This is a genomic window from Massilia sp. 01N417 (assembly GCF_056399645.1).
This window is the reverse complement of the sequence record NZ_JBFTRS010000035.1, coordinates 23255-36235: the sequence shown is the minus strand read 5'-3', so window position 1 is coordinate 36235 and position 12981 is coordinate 23255. Positions and strand designations below refer to the sequence as shown.

At 68.1% G+C, this 12981-nt stretch carries 13 protein-coding genes and 1 pseudogene; 4 read left to right on the top strand and 10 right to left on the bottom strand.

Translation table 11 applies throughout. The features are described 5' to 3' along the window. On the top strand, positions 1-371 hold a 371-nt coding region (locus AC1DOQ_RS25955), incomplete at its 5' end, for a transposase (protein WP_477370976.1). 238 nt (positions 372-609) lie between these two features. Here AC1DOQ_RS25955 and AC1DOQ_RS25950 read toward each other — a convergent pair. From AC1DOQ_RS25950 to AC1DOQ_RS25910, 9 genes and pseudogenes are all read right to left on the bottom strand, one after another. Further along, positions 610-1065 carry an HIT family protein gene (locus tag AC1DOQ_RS25950; protein ID WP_477370973.1) on the bottom strand — a complete coding sequence of 152 codons (456 nt, stop codon included), beginning with the start codon at positions 1063-1065 and terminating at the stop codon, positions 610-612. Further along, positions 1066-2337 (bottom strand): cyanophycinase, encoded by a 1272-nt coding sequence (locus tag AC1DOQ_RS25945; protein ID WP_477370970.1) that lies wholly within the window; start codon positions 2335-2337, stop codon positions 1066-1068. 102 nt (positions 2338-2439) lie between these two features. Continuing rightward, entirely contained in the window at positions 2440-3315 is an 876-nt protein-coding gene (locus tag AC1DOQ_RS25940) for an EamA family transporter (RefSeq protein ID WP_477370967.1), read from the bottom strand. Beyond that, positions 3312-4544 (bottom strand): TCR/Tet family MFS transporter, encoded by a 1233-nt coding sequence (locus AC1DOQ_RS25935; RefSeq protein ID WP_477370965.1) that lies wholly within the window; start codon positions 4542-4544, stop codon positions 3312-3314. The genes AC1DOQ_RS25940 and AC1DOQ_RS25935 overlap by 4 nt, the downstream gene beginning before the upstream one ends. A 69-nt stretch (positions 4545-4613) precedes the next feature. Beyond that, positions 4614-5279 (bottom strand): HD domain-containing protein, encoded by a 666-nt coding sequence (locus tag AC1DOQ_RS25930; protein WP_477370962.1) that lies wholly within the window; start codon positions 5277-5279, stop codon positions 4614-4616. Then, positions 5269-5958, bottom strand: coding sequence for a ribonuclease HI family protein (locus AC1DOQ_RS25925; protein WP_477370959.1), 690 nt, complete (start codon positions 5956-5958; stop codon positions 5269-5271). The genes AC1DOQ_RS25930 and AC1DOQ_RS25925 overlap by 11 nt, the downstream gene beginning before the upstream one ends. 74 nt (positions 5959-6032) lie before the next feature. After that, entirely contained in the window at positions 6033-6593 is a 561-nt protein-coding gene (locus AC1DOQ_RS25920; RefSeq protein WP_477370956.1) for a YXWGXW repeat-containing protein, read from the bottom strand. Positions 6594-6745: 152 nt separating this feature from the next. Further along, positions 6746-6963 (bottom strand): annotated as a pseudogene (locus tag AC1DOQ_RS25915) (hypothetical protein); the annotation flags it as partial. A gap of 17 nt (positions 6964-6980) precedes the next feature. Further along, positions 6981-7874 carry an NAD(P)/FAD-dependent oxidoreductase gene (locus tag AC1DOQ_RS25910; RefSeq protein WP_477370953.1) on the bottom strand — a complete coding sequence of 298 codons (894 nt, stop codon included), beginning with the start codon at positions 7872-7874 and terminating at the stop codon, positions 6981-6983. Positions 7875-8159: 285 nt separating this feature from the next. Here AC1DOQ_RS25910 and AC1DOQ_RS25905 point away from each other — a divergent pair, with 285 nt between their 5' ends. Further along, positions 8160-8822, top strand: a complete 663-nt coding sequence (locus AC1DOQ_RS25905) for a TetR/AcrR family transcriptional regulator (RefSeq protein WP_477370950.1) — start codon at positions 8160-8162, stop codon at positions 8820-8822. Continuing rightward, positions 8744-9079 (top strand): Rap1a/Tai family immunity protein, encoded by a 336-nt coding sequence (locus tag AC1DOQ_RS25900; RefSeq protein ID WP_477370947.1) that lies wholly within the window; start codon positions 8744-8746, stop codon positions 9077-9079. The genes AC1DOQ_RS25905 and AC1DOQ_RS25900 overlap by 79 nt, the downstream gene beginning before the upstream one ends. A gap of 319 nt (positions 9080-9398) precedes the next feature. Here AC1DOQ_RS25900 and AC1DOQ_RS25895 read toward each other — a convergent pair whose 3' ends face one another. Beyond that, entirely contained in the window at positions 9399-9638 is a 240-nt protein-coding gene (locus tag AC1DOQ_RS25895; RefSeq protein ID WP_477370944.1) for a hypothetical protein, read from the bottom strand. 192 nt (positions 9639-9830) lie between these two features. Between AC1DOQ_RS25895 and AC1DOQ_RS25890 the strand changes: the two genes are divergently transcribed. Further along, complete coding sequence (locus tag AC1DOQ_RS25890; RefSeq protein ID WP_477370941.1) at positions 9831-12968, top strand: penicillin-binding transpeptidase domain-containing protein; 3138 nt, start codon at positions 9831-9833, stop codon at positions 12966-12968. The last annotated feature ends 13 nt before the right edge of the window (positions 12969-12981 follow it).

Sequence of the window (12981 nt, the reverse complement as noted above, 5' to 3'; positions counted from 1 at the left end):
AGCGCAGCCAGCAGAAAAATCCGTTTCGCTATCGCGCCAGCCTATACGACTGCAAGGTTTGCCCGCTAAAGCCGCAGTGCTGTCCCAACATGATCATTCGTAAAATCGACCGCAGTCCGCATGAGCCGGCGCGCGATGTGGCAAGAGCTATCGGTAAAACCCAAGCTTATCGCGAGTCGCGTCGGGAACGGAAGAAGGTAGAGATGCTGTTTGCACACCTCAAACGCATTCTCAAACTTAGGCAATTGCATTTGCGTGGGCCCAGCGGTGCCCACGATGAGTTTCTGTTGGCGGCAACGGCACAAAATCTTCGCCGAATGGCCAAAAAGCTGTTGCCGATACGACGAAACGATAATTTAGCGATGAGTTAACCAGAGCCGGATCGGCCAGTCCCCATCTTTCCTGTACAGTTACTTCATCAGGACTGCTTCTTGCCCAGGAGTTTTTCAACACAATAGGCCTATAGAGGACATTGGAGCATGTACGAGCTTGTTGCTGATAGAAAAAATCCTAGGTGCCCGTAGCACTTGGCCGTTGTGGCAGATTTATCGTTTTGTGGAGGCCTTTATTAGTTGGTGGCCAACTCTTATAGTCGCGCCGCACTGCGTTTCAGGACAGACTTCTGGCCGCACCGGCCTCGAGCGCGGCGACGATGCGCGCCGCGATCTCGCGCAAACGCACAGGATCCGCAGCAATCCGCCCATGCATCCGCAAGGGCTCCGCTTCACGCCGCGGGATGATGTGGAAGTGCACGTGGGGCACGGTCTGGCCCGCCGCGCTGCCGTTGAACTGGGCGATCATGATGCCCGGCGCATCCGTTGCTGCCTTCACCGCCGCCGCCACCTTTTGCGTGGTGCGGATGCAGGCGCAGGCGGCGTCGGGGGACAGCGCGAAGATCTCGACCGCCGCTTCCTTCGGAATGACGAGGACGTGGCCGTCGGCTTGCGGCATGATGTCCATGATCGCGAGCGTGGCCTCGTCTTCGTAGATCTTCAGGGACGGCAGTTCGCCGCGCAGGATCCTGGCGAAGGCGTTCTGGCTGTCGTAGCTCGTTTCATCGCTCATTCAATGCACCGTATTGCCGAGGATTGCGCCGCCCGAGGTGCCGTAGGTGTACGGACCGCTCAGGGATGAACCGTCGCCATAGGTCTGCACCTTTTGCGAAGCCCAGTCCGAGGTGTTGAAGCTCGCGCTCACCCTGAAGCTGTATTGCGGTGCGGACGGGTAGGGCGAGGGCTTGGACGGCTGGGCGCTGAGGCGGTAGACCTGGATGTTGCTGTTGTCGACCAGCGGCTTGCCGGCCACGCATTGCGAGGGTGCGCCGTTGTACTTCACGAAGTAGGCGGAATTCTGCGCGGTGTATTGCGCCGTGGTGTTCTCGGCATTGTAGGGATTCACCGCCATCTCCGCCCTGGCGCTGCCCGGGGCGCCGGAGATCAGCAGCGCGGTCTCTTCGTTGATGCCCACGCCGACCACGTCGCCGTAGTTCACCACGCCGCCGCTGCAGCCGTTTCCGATCCTGGCCACGAAGGTGAACAGGCGGCCCAGGCGGTCGCGCGTATTGAAATGGGTGTCGGTGACGGTGTTCGCCAGCGGCGCGACGTTCACGAAGCTGCCGGTCTGGACGAACTTGTTCGACGAGGTGTTCAGCGGATCGAGGGTCACGTATTTGTTGAAGGGATCGCCCAGGGCCTTGGGCGATTCCAGCGCGCCGTTCAGGGCGGCGAAGGCGTACTGGCCCAGCATGGCGGTGCCGGCGCTGGTGCCGCCGACCGGAATCCCGGCCGCGATGGCTTTCTGGATCAAGGTGTTCAGCGAGGTGCTTTGCCAGTAATTGTAGTAGTCGGCCTGGTCGCCGCCGGCGATGAAGATGGCGTTCGCGCGGCCGATCACTTGCAGGACGAAGGGATCCTCGGCTGCTGCGCGGCTCGGGATCACCAGGGTCTCGACGGAAGTCAGGCCGAGGTCGGCGCCGCCCACCATCTCGTAGCCTTTCGGGCTGGTGCCGTCGACCTGGCCGAGGCGGCTGTAGATATAGGGGTTGTAGGCATCGGTGCCGGTGGCGCGGATGATCACGAAGCGGCCCCCGGTGCCGGTGTTGACGCCGGCGCGGGCGATCATCCAGCGGAAGGCTTCGCCGACGTCGTAGCCGCCGCCCACCAGCGCGACCGAGGGACTGCAGACGTTCTTGGCGCAGGAGACCGGTTTGGCGCTGACGTTCGGGTTGTCGGGATTGCCGAGGTAGGAATAGGTATAGCTTTTCCCGGCCGTCGCCACATTCGATGCCGAGGCAAGCAGGAAAAGAGCGCCGTACAGGACCTTGTTATGGATGTTCATGGAGTCTCCGCCAGATAAGTGATCGGGGCCTGCCGGGCCCGCTTCGAGACCTTAGCAAATCTGGCGTGCAAAACATACAAATATTTCAACGAATCCCGGTTTTCATGCAAGGCGCATGGCGACCGCGCCACAGGCGATGAGCCCTGCCGCCAGCAGGCGTCCGCGGCCCACCCGTTCGCGCAGGAACAGCGCGGCGATCGCGGTGGCGAACAGGATCGAGGTTTCGCGCAGGGCGGCGATCGCGGCCACCGGCGCCAGGGTCATCGCCCACAGCGCGATGCCGTAGGAGCCGAGGGTGCTGACGCCGCCCACCGGCAGCAGCAGCGGCCGCGCGCGGGCCAGCGCCGCCAGCGGCCGCATGCGTCCGCGCGCGGCCCAGGCCAGCACCGCCACCCCGGTCAGCAGGAAGATCCACATGGTATAGGCGGCTGGCGCGCCGGAGCGGCGCACGCCGGCGCCGTCGACCATGGTGTACAGCGCGATCACGCAGGCGGTCGCCAGCGCGAACAGGGTGGCGCGGTGCTGGCCCTGCATCTGCCGCGCCGTGGGCGGGCGCGCCGCCAGCAGCATGGCCAGCACGCCGCCGCAGATCAGGCAGACCGCGAGCCATTGCGCGCCGCTCAGGTGTTCGCCCAGCAGGATGCCGTTGAAGACGGCCACCAATAGCGGCGCCGTGCCGCGCATCAGCGGATAGGCATGGCTCATGTCGCCGTGCTGGTAGGTGGCGATCAGCAGCAGGTAGTAGACGGTCTGCGCCAGGCTGGAGGCGGCGATGAAGGGCCAGCTGGCGGGAGCCGGCGCGGCCAGGAAGGGCAGCAGCAGGGCGCTGGCGAGGGCGCCGCCGGCCACCACCAGCACGGTCGGCAGCAGCGGGTCGCCCTGTCCGGCGCGGCCCTTGACCAGCGCGTTCCAGGTCGCGTGAAGGAGTGCGGCGCCGAGCACCGCCGCGAGCACGGGCAGCGGGATGGCCGCCGTCACGGCTGGCCGTGGCTGCGGAAGTAGCGCCGCGCGACCAAGAAGGCCAGCGCCAGCATGCCGGTGCCGAGGAAGAAGGGCATGCCGATCCGCCAGTCCTGCGGCGGCAGGTGGCTGGCCGCGCCGAGCAGGAAGGTGCCGAGCAGCGGCATCAGGATCACCCCCAGGCTGCCCACCGATTGCAGGGAGCCCATCAGCTCGCCCTGTTCGCCGGCGCCGGTGGTCTTCGAGATGATGCCCTGCAGGGCGGGACCGGAAGCGAAGGCCAGCAGGTTACACAGGATGAAGACGTACATCATCCAGCCGTGGGTGGCCAGTCCGTACAGCAGGAAGGTGATGGCGCCGGAGACCAGTCCGAGCAGGGTCAGGCGCACTTCGCCGAAGCGCCGGATCAGTACCGACAGCAGGCCGGCCTGGACCACGATGCTGACCACGCCCACGCAGAACATGGCGATGCCGTTGTCGCGCGGCGTCCAGTCGAAGCGGAAGGTGGTGTACAGGACCCAGACCGACTGCAGCATCATCTGCGAGAAGGTGGTCAGCGTGTACACCACGACCAGGCTGCGGATTTCGCGCCGGCGCGCCAGCCGCGCCAGGCCGCCGAGGGGATGGACGTCGGCCAGCTTGAAAGGTTTGCGCTGGCCCGGCGGCAGCGATTCCGGCACCGCCAGGTAGCCGTACACGAAGTTGGCGGCCGACAGCCCGGCGGCCACGTAGAAGGGCAGGTGCAGCGAGACGTTGCCGAGCAGGCCGCCCAGCACCGGGCCGCAGACGAAGCCCGCGCCGAAGGCGGCGCCGATCTTGCCGAAGCTTTTCGAGCGGTCCTCGGGACGGGTCACGTCCGAGGCATAGGCCGAGGCCACCGACATGCTGGCCGAGGAGGCGCCGCCGATGATCCGTCCGATGAACAGGCAGGCCAGGTTCGGAGCCCATGCGGTGGCCAGGAAGTTGATGCACATGCCGCCCATCGAGTACAGCAGCACGGGTCGGCGCCCGAGGCGGTCGCTGACCGCGCCGACCATCGGCATGAACAGGAACTGCATCAGTCCGAAGGAGGCCGCCAGGATCCCGTACCACATGGCCTGCTGCTCGCGTCCGTGGACGAATTCGCCGACCAGCCCGGGCAGCACCGGCACGATCAGGCCGATGCCCAGCATGTCGATGAATACGCAGATCAGGACGAAGTTCAGGTTGCCGGCGGAAGCCTTGGCAAGGGTCGCAGTGCTGGTCATGGGATGGCCGTCGCGGATACGGAAAATCCCTATGTTAGCACTGTTGCCTGTCAGTTAATGGCTTAGCTTTTACGCCACGCCACTCCACTCGGCCGCAAAGGCGTCGCGGAAGTCCATCAGCATGGCCAGGCGCTGCTCGCCCAGGCGGCGTCCGGCCGCGGTCTGCATCATGCCGGGCAGGCGGGCCAGCTTGACCGGGATGTGGTCGAGCGAATAGGCCTTGTCGTCGAGCGGACGCGTGGTCGCCAGCGGATCGCCGCCGTGGGCCAGGCTGCTGCCCATGCGGCCGGCGATGTAGAACATGCGCGCCAGCCCGACCGCACCGAGGCCGTCGAGGCGGTCGGCATCCTGCACCAATTGCGCTTCGAGCGTGCGCGGTGCGATCGCGGCCGAGAAGCTGTGGGCTTCGATCGCATGGGCGACGGCGTCGAGCTTCGCGGCCGGGAAGCCGAGTTCGGCCAGCCGCTCGCGCGCCAGCCCGGCCGAGAGCCGCGAGGCGCTGGAACGGGCCGGATCGTTTTTCGGCAGGTTGACCAGGTCGTGCAGGTAGCAGGCGGCCAGCACCACCAGCGCGTCGGCGTCGGGATGATCGGCCAGCAGGGCGCAGGCATTGCGCCAGACGCGGTCGAGGTGGTTGGCGTCGTGGGCGCCGTCGAGATCGCCGGCGGCGCATTCGATGGCGAGGGCTGCCAGGCGTGTGCGCCAGGCGTCGAGTTCGGGAGAGTTAAGCTGCATCGGTTGCGGTTGCGTTTGCATCATCAGGGAAATCGTCGAAGGCGCGCTGCGACAGCGCGTCCGCCTGCTGGTTCTTGTGGCGCGGTACCCAGCGCAGGACCAGGCCGTCGATGCGCGCCATCAGTGCGCGGGCGGTGGCGCGGTAGGCGTGCAGGGCCGGCGCGGCGAGGGCGTCCGGGCCGGTCACGTCGCCGATCACGACCTGGCTGTCGCCATAGACGGTGAGGCCGGCCACCCCGCGCGCGACGGCCGCTTCCAGCACGGCGATCAGGGCGCGGTACTCGGCTTCGCTGCTGTTGCCGTAGCCGGCGGCGCGCGAGATCTCGACGCTGCCATCCGGCCCGTCGAGTCGGGCGCCGATGCCGCAGCGGCCGGGATTCGGGTGCGCCGAACCGTCGAACCAGGCGCGCCAGGCGCTGGGCGGACCGTCATGGCGCCGTGCCTGGCGTGCCCGTGCCGCCTCGCGCAGGGCGTCGCGGGCGGCGCTGCGGCTGGCCTGGGCGGCCAGGTCGGCGCTRCGGGCCTCGATTAGGGCGGCCAGGCCGGCCTTGCCGGCTTTCAATTCCAGGGTGCGGCGCAAGGCTTGCTCGTCGCTGAGGTTTTCGGCGGCGGCCAGGCGGCGGCTGGCGGCGCGTTCGCCCTTGTAGGCGATTTCTTGAAGACGGGAATGCTCGATCATGCCGGGAGGATACCCCAAAACGCAAAATGCGCCGGCAGGCGGCGCATTTTCAGAAGGACATCAGGCAGCGGCGATCAACGGCGCCACGGATTGTCCGGGCGGCGGTCGTAGCGGTTCGGCACACCGTCGCCGTCGCGGTCACGGTCATAGCGGTTCGGGACGCCGTCGCGGTCCTGGTCCCAGCGGCCGTCGCGGCGGCCGTGCTCGTAGCGGTCGGGGATGCCGTCGCGGTCGCGGTCCCAGCCGCGGCGCACTTCGTAGCGGTCCGGAATGCCGTCCCGGTCGCGGTCACGGTAGCCACGGTCATAGCCGCGGTCGTAGCCGCCATACTGGGTCCAGCGCGCCGGCTGCATGTACCAGCCGCCGCCGCCCTGGGTCCAGACCGGCGCATTGTAGACATAGCCCGGCCGCTCGGCCACCCAGTAGCCCGGCACCCAGACGTGGCGCTGGCCGGCCCAGTTCCAGTAGCCCGGCGCCCACACATAGCCGTGGCGCGGCGCAGGAACCCGTTCGTAGACCGGTGCCGGCGGCGCGGTGCCGATATAGAGGCTGACGTTGCTCGCGGCCAGCGAGGGCAGGGGGGCGGCGGCAGCGCCGGCGAAGATCAGGGCGGCGAGGGCGAGGGTGCGTTTCATATTCGGTCTCCAGTCCGGTGAGGATCAGATGCGTTTTCGACGAGTTCACTATAGCTCGGTCGAACACCGCTGTGGGCGTCTGAAAGAGATGCTTACATCTGAAACCTTTTGTCCTACCTGCATTTAGTCAGTATCTCTAACAATACCGGTGGACGTACCGCCAGCAGACGAAAGCGACCCGCGCCGCAGCCGACGTCCAGCGCGCTCACCCGCTGCAGGCGCGGCGGCTTCGATCGCGGCCTGGCCGAACACCGCCAGCATGGCGTCGAGCCGAGCCTGTTGGCAACCCAGCGCTCCCGCTTTGGCCATTCCAGTTCGCGACCTGATACGCATTTTGCTCTGCCGTGCCATCCCCTTGTTCTGGTCCGATCAGTGCCAAGCTCTTCTTCAAACCAGCATCGATTGCTGGGCGAAGATACCCGCCATCGCGCCCTGCGATGATGCCTGGGTGACCGAGGGCAGGAAGGGCGTGGCGAGGTCGCCGGCGGCGTAGATGCCGGGCGTGCTGGTTTGGCGGCGCTCGTCGACCTTGAGGACGATGCCGACGGGCGTATCCACCGTGGCGAGGCCCAGTGATTCATGGAGGCTTGCGGACGGCTTGTTGCGCGGATGGGCGAACAGGATGTCGACCGCGATATTACGGCCGGTTTCGAGATTGACGGTGGAGATATGGCCCTTGTGATGGGCGATCTCGACGATCCGGCCATCGACGACAGGGATGTTGCGGCGCGCCAGATCGGCCTGGATCTCGGGCAGAATGTGATGACCATCGGCGAAGACAGTCAACTTGTCAGTCCAATCGCGGAACAGCCTGACAGACTGGTGCGACTGCGGGCCGGACCATACGAGGCCCCAGTGCTGGCCGGCGACTTCAAAGCCGTCGCAATAGGGACAGGGCACGATGGACGTGCCCCAGCTTTCGGCAAAGCCCGGCACACCAGGCATCTGGTCGGCGACGCCATAGCTCAGGATCAGGCGCCGCGCGCCAAGGCTTTCGCCATCGCCAGTGAAGACGGAGAAATCGTCGATGGCGCCGGCGACGCGGTCGGCCCGGGCACTGACCAGCCTGATCGTGGGATAACGCGCCAGGTGCTGCCGCGCCTCTGCCAAGATGTCCAGCGGTGGCTTGTGATCGTGGCCGAGCAGGCCATGCGAGTGGCCGGCGAAGCGATTGCGCGGCAGGCCGGTATCGAGAACGGTGACCTTGCGGCGGGCACGGCCGAGCTGTAGGGCGGCGGCGAGGCCGGCAAAGCTGCCGCCGATGATGATGACGTCATTCATGGTAATGGGCTCCGCGCTGTAGTTGAAGGGGTGGACCGGATCTGGTGCGCAATATCGTCCAGCGATACATGCTCGAGACGAGCAGCTAGCAGGACTTCGCCATTCACGACAATGCCGCCCGTTACCGGACTGACCGGCCGGACAATACTGCATTCGATATCGCCGGGCGCCCCGGTGAACTTGATTTGGGGAATTGGGCGAAACCGACGCATTGGCTTGCACATTTAAGATACCTTATAGTATCCTAAAATGGAATTTAGAATACTGTCAAGTACTGGAATTTTTATGACCGAAAACAGCCAGGCCCGACGCGGTCGGCCTGCCAACGAGGCGCTTGGCCAGACGATACTCGACGCCGCGTGCGAACTTTTTGTGGAGTTGGGCTTTCAGGCGACGACAATGGACAAGGTCGCCCAGCGGGCAAGAATATCCAAGCTAAGCATTTATCGGCACTTCGAGAACAAGGAAGCCCTGTTCAGCGCGGCCATCGCCGCCCGTTGCCATCAGTTTGCCCCACAGGCCCTTTTTGAAGGCGTTGCTGGTTCGGCCGAAGATCAGCTGATGGCGGTGGGATTATCCCTGCTTCGCACGTTCTTAAACCCGGAGGTCCGCGGTGTCGAAGCCATGATCATGGCCGATAAGACGAGTCAAAAGTCGTTAAGCAAGCTCCAATACGAAGCCGGGCCGGCCCATGTCATTGCCCAAATCGAATCCCTGTTTCGTCAGTTGCATGCGAAGGGGGTTCTGAACGTACCAGATCCTCTACGGTCCGCCCGCTTGTTTGCAGCGCTATTCAAAGGATCTGATCTCTTGAATATCGTGCGCTTCGATGAGGCGAGAGCAGAGGACGACAACGAAATCGAATCCTATTGCCGATCGGCCGTCGCCATGTTCATCGCCGCGCACGGTGGCAAGGACCACGCGGTGCACAACTCCTTCAAAAGCTGAGCCGGCCGGCCGCGGCGGTGGCTGCGGAGGAATACATCCGCGGCACCTTCGATGCAACCGAGCCTGGCGTATGGTGCCATGTCGGCCCGAACGGCAAGGTTTTGCCGAAGCCCCGTTCGGCGGACCTGCAGGCCCAGGCGAGGGCCATACTCGGCGCGCTGCCCGCCGATCAGCTGAAGCGACGCGCGGCGAAGCTGCTCGTCGAGTCCTGGCAAGACAAATGGCCTTGCCCTCCGAACGGGTGCTGCGATGAGTAGGCCGGCATGCCGATGGGGGGCGGCCTGCAATGCGCCGGCTCCTGCTATTTCATCGCCTGGGAAGTATGGTTCTGGCCTCTGCAATAGCAGGCAGGGAGAAGGTCTGCCGAGAGTTCGGGCGCGGCGGGCGTCGGAGCGGTCGAGGATCTACAGAATCCGGCCGGTTGGCAGTGCATGGGGAACCGCGCAGCCTTGACGGGCGCTGGTAAGTATCGATGAGGGAGTAAAGCGGAGGTAAGACAGAAGGAAGATGCAGCAGCTCAGCTTGCCGCGGGCAGGTTCCGGCGAAGGTGCCGGCGCCGCCCGCGGACGCCGCGGTTCATTGGATGCCCCCGTTGCTGCTGCCGGCCCGTTCGGCTTGCAGGGACAGGCGTTTCTCGGCCTCGGTCATGCGCTTGGCGGTGACGTGCACGACCGGCATGCTCGACTGGGCGACGACTTCGATGCGGGCCGGGGCGCTGGCCTGGGCCGGCGGGATCGCTTCGACGGCCACGCTTGCCACACCGGCGACGCTCAGCGAAAACAGGAAGGCGGCTTCCATGTGCTTGATGATGTTCATGATGTTGCTCCTTTCGTTTCGGGTTGTGAATCGGGTTTCGATGTGTGCACTTTATCCAGACGGCCGTCATGTCTCCAGCGGCTTGCGACAGGCCGCAAAAAAAGCGGGATGAAGTGCGAAAAAACGCGCCCGAAGCTGCGCGTTTTCAGCCGCCCCCCGCTAGGCCTGGCCGATACATCAAGGGGAGGCGGCATGATGGCAACGGTGTTCGGTGCCCTGGCGGCGGGGCAGGCGCGCTGGCGGCGCGCGCGCAACCTGCGGGCTGGACGGGCGCGCACGCGGCCGGACACGCGTGCACATGCGCGGACRCCGGCGCCGGCGCCGGCACGCGAGGCACCGGTCCGTCCGGCCGCGCTGCGCTGGCTGGGCCTGGCCTGCACCCTGCTGGGCGTGGCCGGTGCCGTCGCGATCGGCGTGCATGCGCGCTGGATCGCGGCCGCGGGCGAGGCGCAGGCCGCTGGTCCGGATGGGCTGGCGTCCCTGCAGCCGGTCTTGCCGGGCGCCGCCTTCACGGTGCCGCCCGGCCCGGCGGTGGTGCTGGAGCCGCATGGCGGCACCGCCCTGCTGATCCTGTCCGGCCTGCGCGCCGAACCTGCCCAGCGCATCGACCTGTGCAGCCAGATGATCGACCCGTCCAGGGGACGCCTGCTGCCGCTGCGGATCGGCTACCGCTTCGACGAGGTGGCGGCGCTGGCCGCGGGCAATGCGCAATCCGCCAGACCGGTGGCGCTGCGCAATGTGGTGCTGGCCGACGAGGCCATGCCGCGCATCCAGTTGAGCGGCAGCGTGGCCGCGCCGAACCTGCGTTGGGAAGGCATGCCCGCGCGCTGGACCGGCGACCGCGGCGCCGCCGTCGTCGCGGCCGCGGCGCCCGGGCAGGCGACACTCGGCCGCCAGGGCTGGCTGCTGTGGGAGCACAAGGCCCTGCGCTTCCTGCGCCGCTCCAGCGGCAACTGCGCGGCCGGCGAGCTGGTATTGCAGCTCTTTCGTCCATCGGCCCAGCCGGGTACGCGCGCGCTGGCGCTGGCCTTCCCGAGCGCCGGCGAGCCGGTGCAGGCCTGGCTGGCGCCCGGCGTCTACCACGTACCGGCCGGACCGGCGCCGGCGCTGGAAGACCAGCGCCTGTTCGAGGCGCTGGGCGCGCGCGGCCTGCTGCGCCTGGGTGCCGATGGACTGGCCGAGCTGGCGCCGCCTGACCTGGCGGCCTGGCGCGCAGTCGGCAGGACCGGCTGGGATCACGTCCCCATCGACGACGATACCAAACGCCTGCTCGAGCGCCTCTACCGGCATGCCGACGGCGACTTCCTGCGCGAGCAGGTCCGCATCTTCAACAGCGAGCGCCGCCTGCTGGCCTGGCGCCTGCGCGCCGGCACCGATGCGGTGCGCACGCGGATCGAAGCGGGCGCTGCGCCGGCGCCGCTGGCGCGCGACCTCCCGGCGGCGGCCACCCGCCTGTTCGCCAGCCTGCCGCAGGGTTGGGGCGGCTGGCAACGGGTGGCGTCCTGGCCGCTGGGCGGCGACGGTGCGCGCCTGCGCCTGCAGCTGCCGGCCGCGGCGGCCGCAGGCGGCACGATGCAGCTGATGCTGGTCGGGCGCCTGGGCGGCGTCTCCGGTGCGCGCCTGATCGCGGCGACGCCGGCCTGCGGCGGCCGCGCCTGCGTGCGTGCGGACGAGGTCCAGGTGCTGGATCTGGCGCCTGACCCCGGCGCGCGTGAAATCGTCGTGGACGCGGCGCCGCTCGGTATGGACGCGCTGGCGGCGCCAGGCGACGCCCGCTACCGCCACCTGGTGCTGAAGGACGGCGCGCTCGCCTGGCAGGCGCTGCCGGCCGGGCAGGGGCGGCGCGCGCCGGTCCGGGCCACGGTGGCGTTGGCGGACCGTCATGGACGCAGCCTGTGGAGCGATGGCGCGCCGACCGAGGCCGCCCGCCAGGCCGGGCTGGCGCCGCTGCTGGGCGTGCAGGCCGGACATGCCGGCAGCGTGGCCGGCATGTTGGCGCGCCTGCCCGGCAGCGGCAGCCACCAGGCCGTCCTGAGTCTCGATCTCGGCCTGCAGGCGGCGGCGCAGGGGGCGCTCGACTGCATCGCCATGCGGCGCGGCGAATGGGCCGGCGGGCGATGCACCGGCGGCGGCGCGCCGCCGGCCGGACGCCAGGCCGGCATGGTGGTGCTGGATGCCGCCAGCGGCGAGATCCTGGCGGCGGCCGGCGCCGGCACTGCCCGGGTCGACGCTTCCAACTGGCCCGAGGTGCGCGACTTCGACCGCATCGACCCGGCCGCCAGCCCGCTGCGCCTGCCGGCCTTCCAGCACGACGGCGGCGCCGAGCGCAGCCCCGGCTCGACCTTCAAGATCGTCAGCGCCCTCGGGCTGGAACTGGCGGCGCGCCAGGATGCCCGGCTGGATGCCCTGCTGGCCGGCGAGCCGCTGGCCGCCATCAACGCGGCCGCCGCCGCGCGCGGCTTCGCCTTCCGCACCGAGGCATCCACCTATCCGGTCGACGGCCGCGCGCGCATCACGAATTTCCGCGACCAGGGCCTGGACCGGCGTGCCCAGGACGGCCGCCTGGGCCTGCAGCAGGCCATCAGCTACAGCCTGAACACCTGGTTCGCCTGGACCGGGGAGCTGTCCGACCGCAGCCTGCTGGGCCGGCCCGAGGGCGGCGCGCCCGACCTGCAGCCGCTCACGCCGGGGGCGCTGGACGAGGTGCGGCCCATCGTCGCGATGGCGCGCCGGCTCGGCTTCGGCCAGGCCCTGCGCCTGGACGGCGGCCTGCTGCCGGCGGACTATCCGTGGTCGGCCTGGGATGCGCTGCAGGCCAGCCCCAGCGGCATCGACCCGGTGCATACCCGCCACGAGCTGCGCCAGATGGCGATCGGCCTGCGCATGCAGGCGACCCCGCTGCAGATGGCGCTGGTGGCGGCGGCGGTGGGCGAGGGGAAGATCGCCACGCCGCGCCTGCTGGACAGCCTGGACGGACGGGCGGCGGCCGCGCCCGCGGGAACGCCGCTGGACGTGCGCCTGGACCGCATCCGCGCCGGCATGAAGGGCGTGATCGACAGCGGTACCGCGGCCGGCGCCTTCCGCGGCAGCGAGCTGGCAGCCCTGCGGCGCGGCCTGTACGGCAAGACCGGCACCGCGCCGGTCGGCGACGGCGAGCGCGCCACGGTCTGGTTCACCGGCTGGCTCGAACCCGGCAGCCTGCCCGGACAGACGCGCCGGCTGGCCTTCGCCGTCTTCGTCAGCCGCTCCGACGAGACGGGAGGCGCCCATGCGGCGCCGGTGGCGGCCGCCGTGTTGCGTTTCATGCAAGAAACGAAATGGGCGCCGTAGCAAGAATTAAGGG

Bases quoted from the DNA above. Each gene is read 5' to 3' on its own strand.
- AC1DOQ_RS25905 (WP_477370950.1), top strand. From the start codon at position 8,160: ATGACCGAAAACAGCCAGGCCCGACGCGGTCGGCCTGCCAACGAGGCG.
- AC1DOQ_RS25945 (WP_477370970.1), bottom strand. From the start codon at position 2,337: ATGAACATCCATAACAAGGTCCTGTACGGCGCTCTTTTCCTGCTTGCC.
- AC1DOQ_RS25950 (WP_477370973.1), bottom strand. From the start codon at position 1,065: ATGAGCGATGAAACGAGCTACGACAGCCAGAACGCCTTCGCCAGGATC.
- AC1DOQ_RS25930 (WP_477370962.1), bottom strand. From the start codon at position 5,279: ATGCAGCTTAACTCTCCCGAACTCGACGCCTGGCGCACACGCCTGGCA.
- AC1DOQ_RS25895 (WP_477370944.1), bottom strand. From the start codon at position 9,638: ATGAACATCATCAAGCACATGGAAGCCGCCTTCCTGTTTTCGCTGAGC.
- AC1DOQ_RS25910 (WP_477370953.1), bottom strand. From the start codon at position 7,874: ATGAATGACGTCATCATCATCGGCGGCAGCTTTGCCGGCCTCGCCGCC.
- AC1DOQ_RS25920 (WP_477370956.1), bottom strand. From the start codon at position 6,593: ATGAAACGCACCCTCGCCCTCGCCGCCCTGATCTTCGCCGGCGCTGCC.
- AC1DOQ_RS25935 (WP_477370965.1), bottom strand. From the start codon at position 4,544: ATGACCAGCACTGCGACCCTTGCCAAGGCTTCCGCCGGCAACCTGAAC.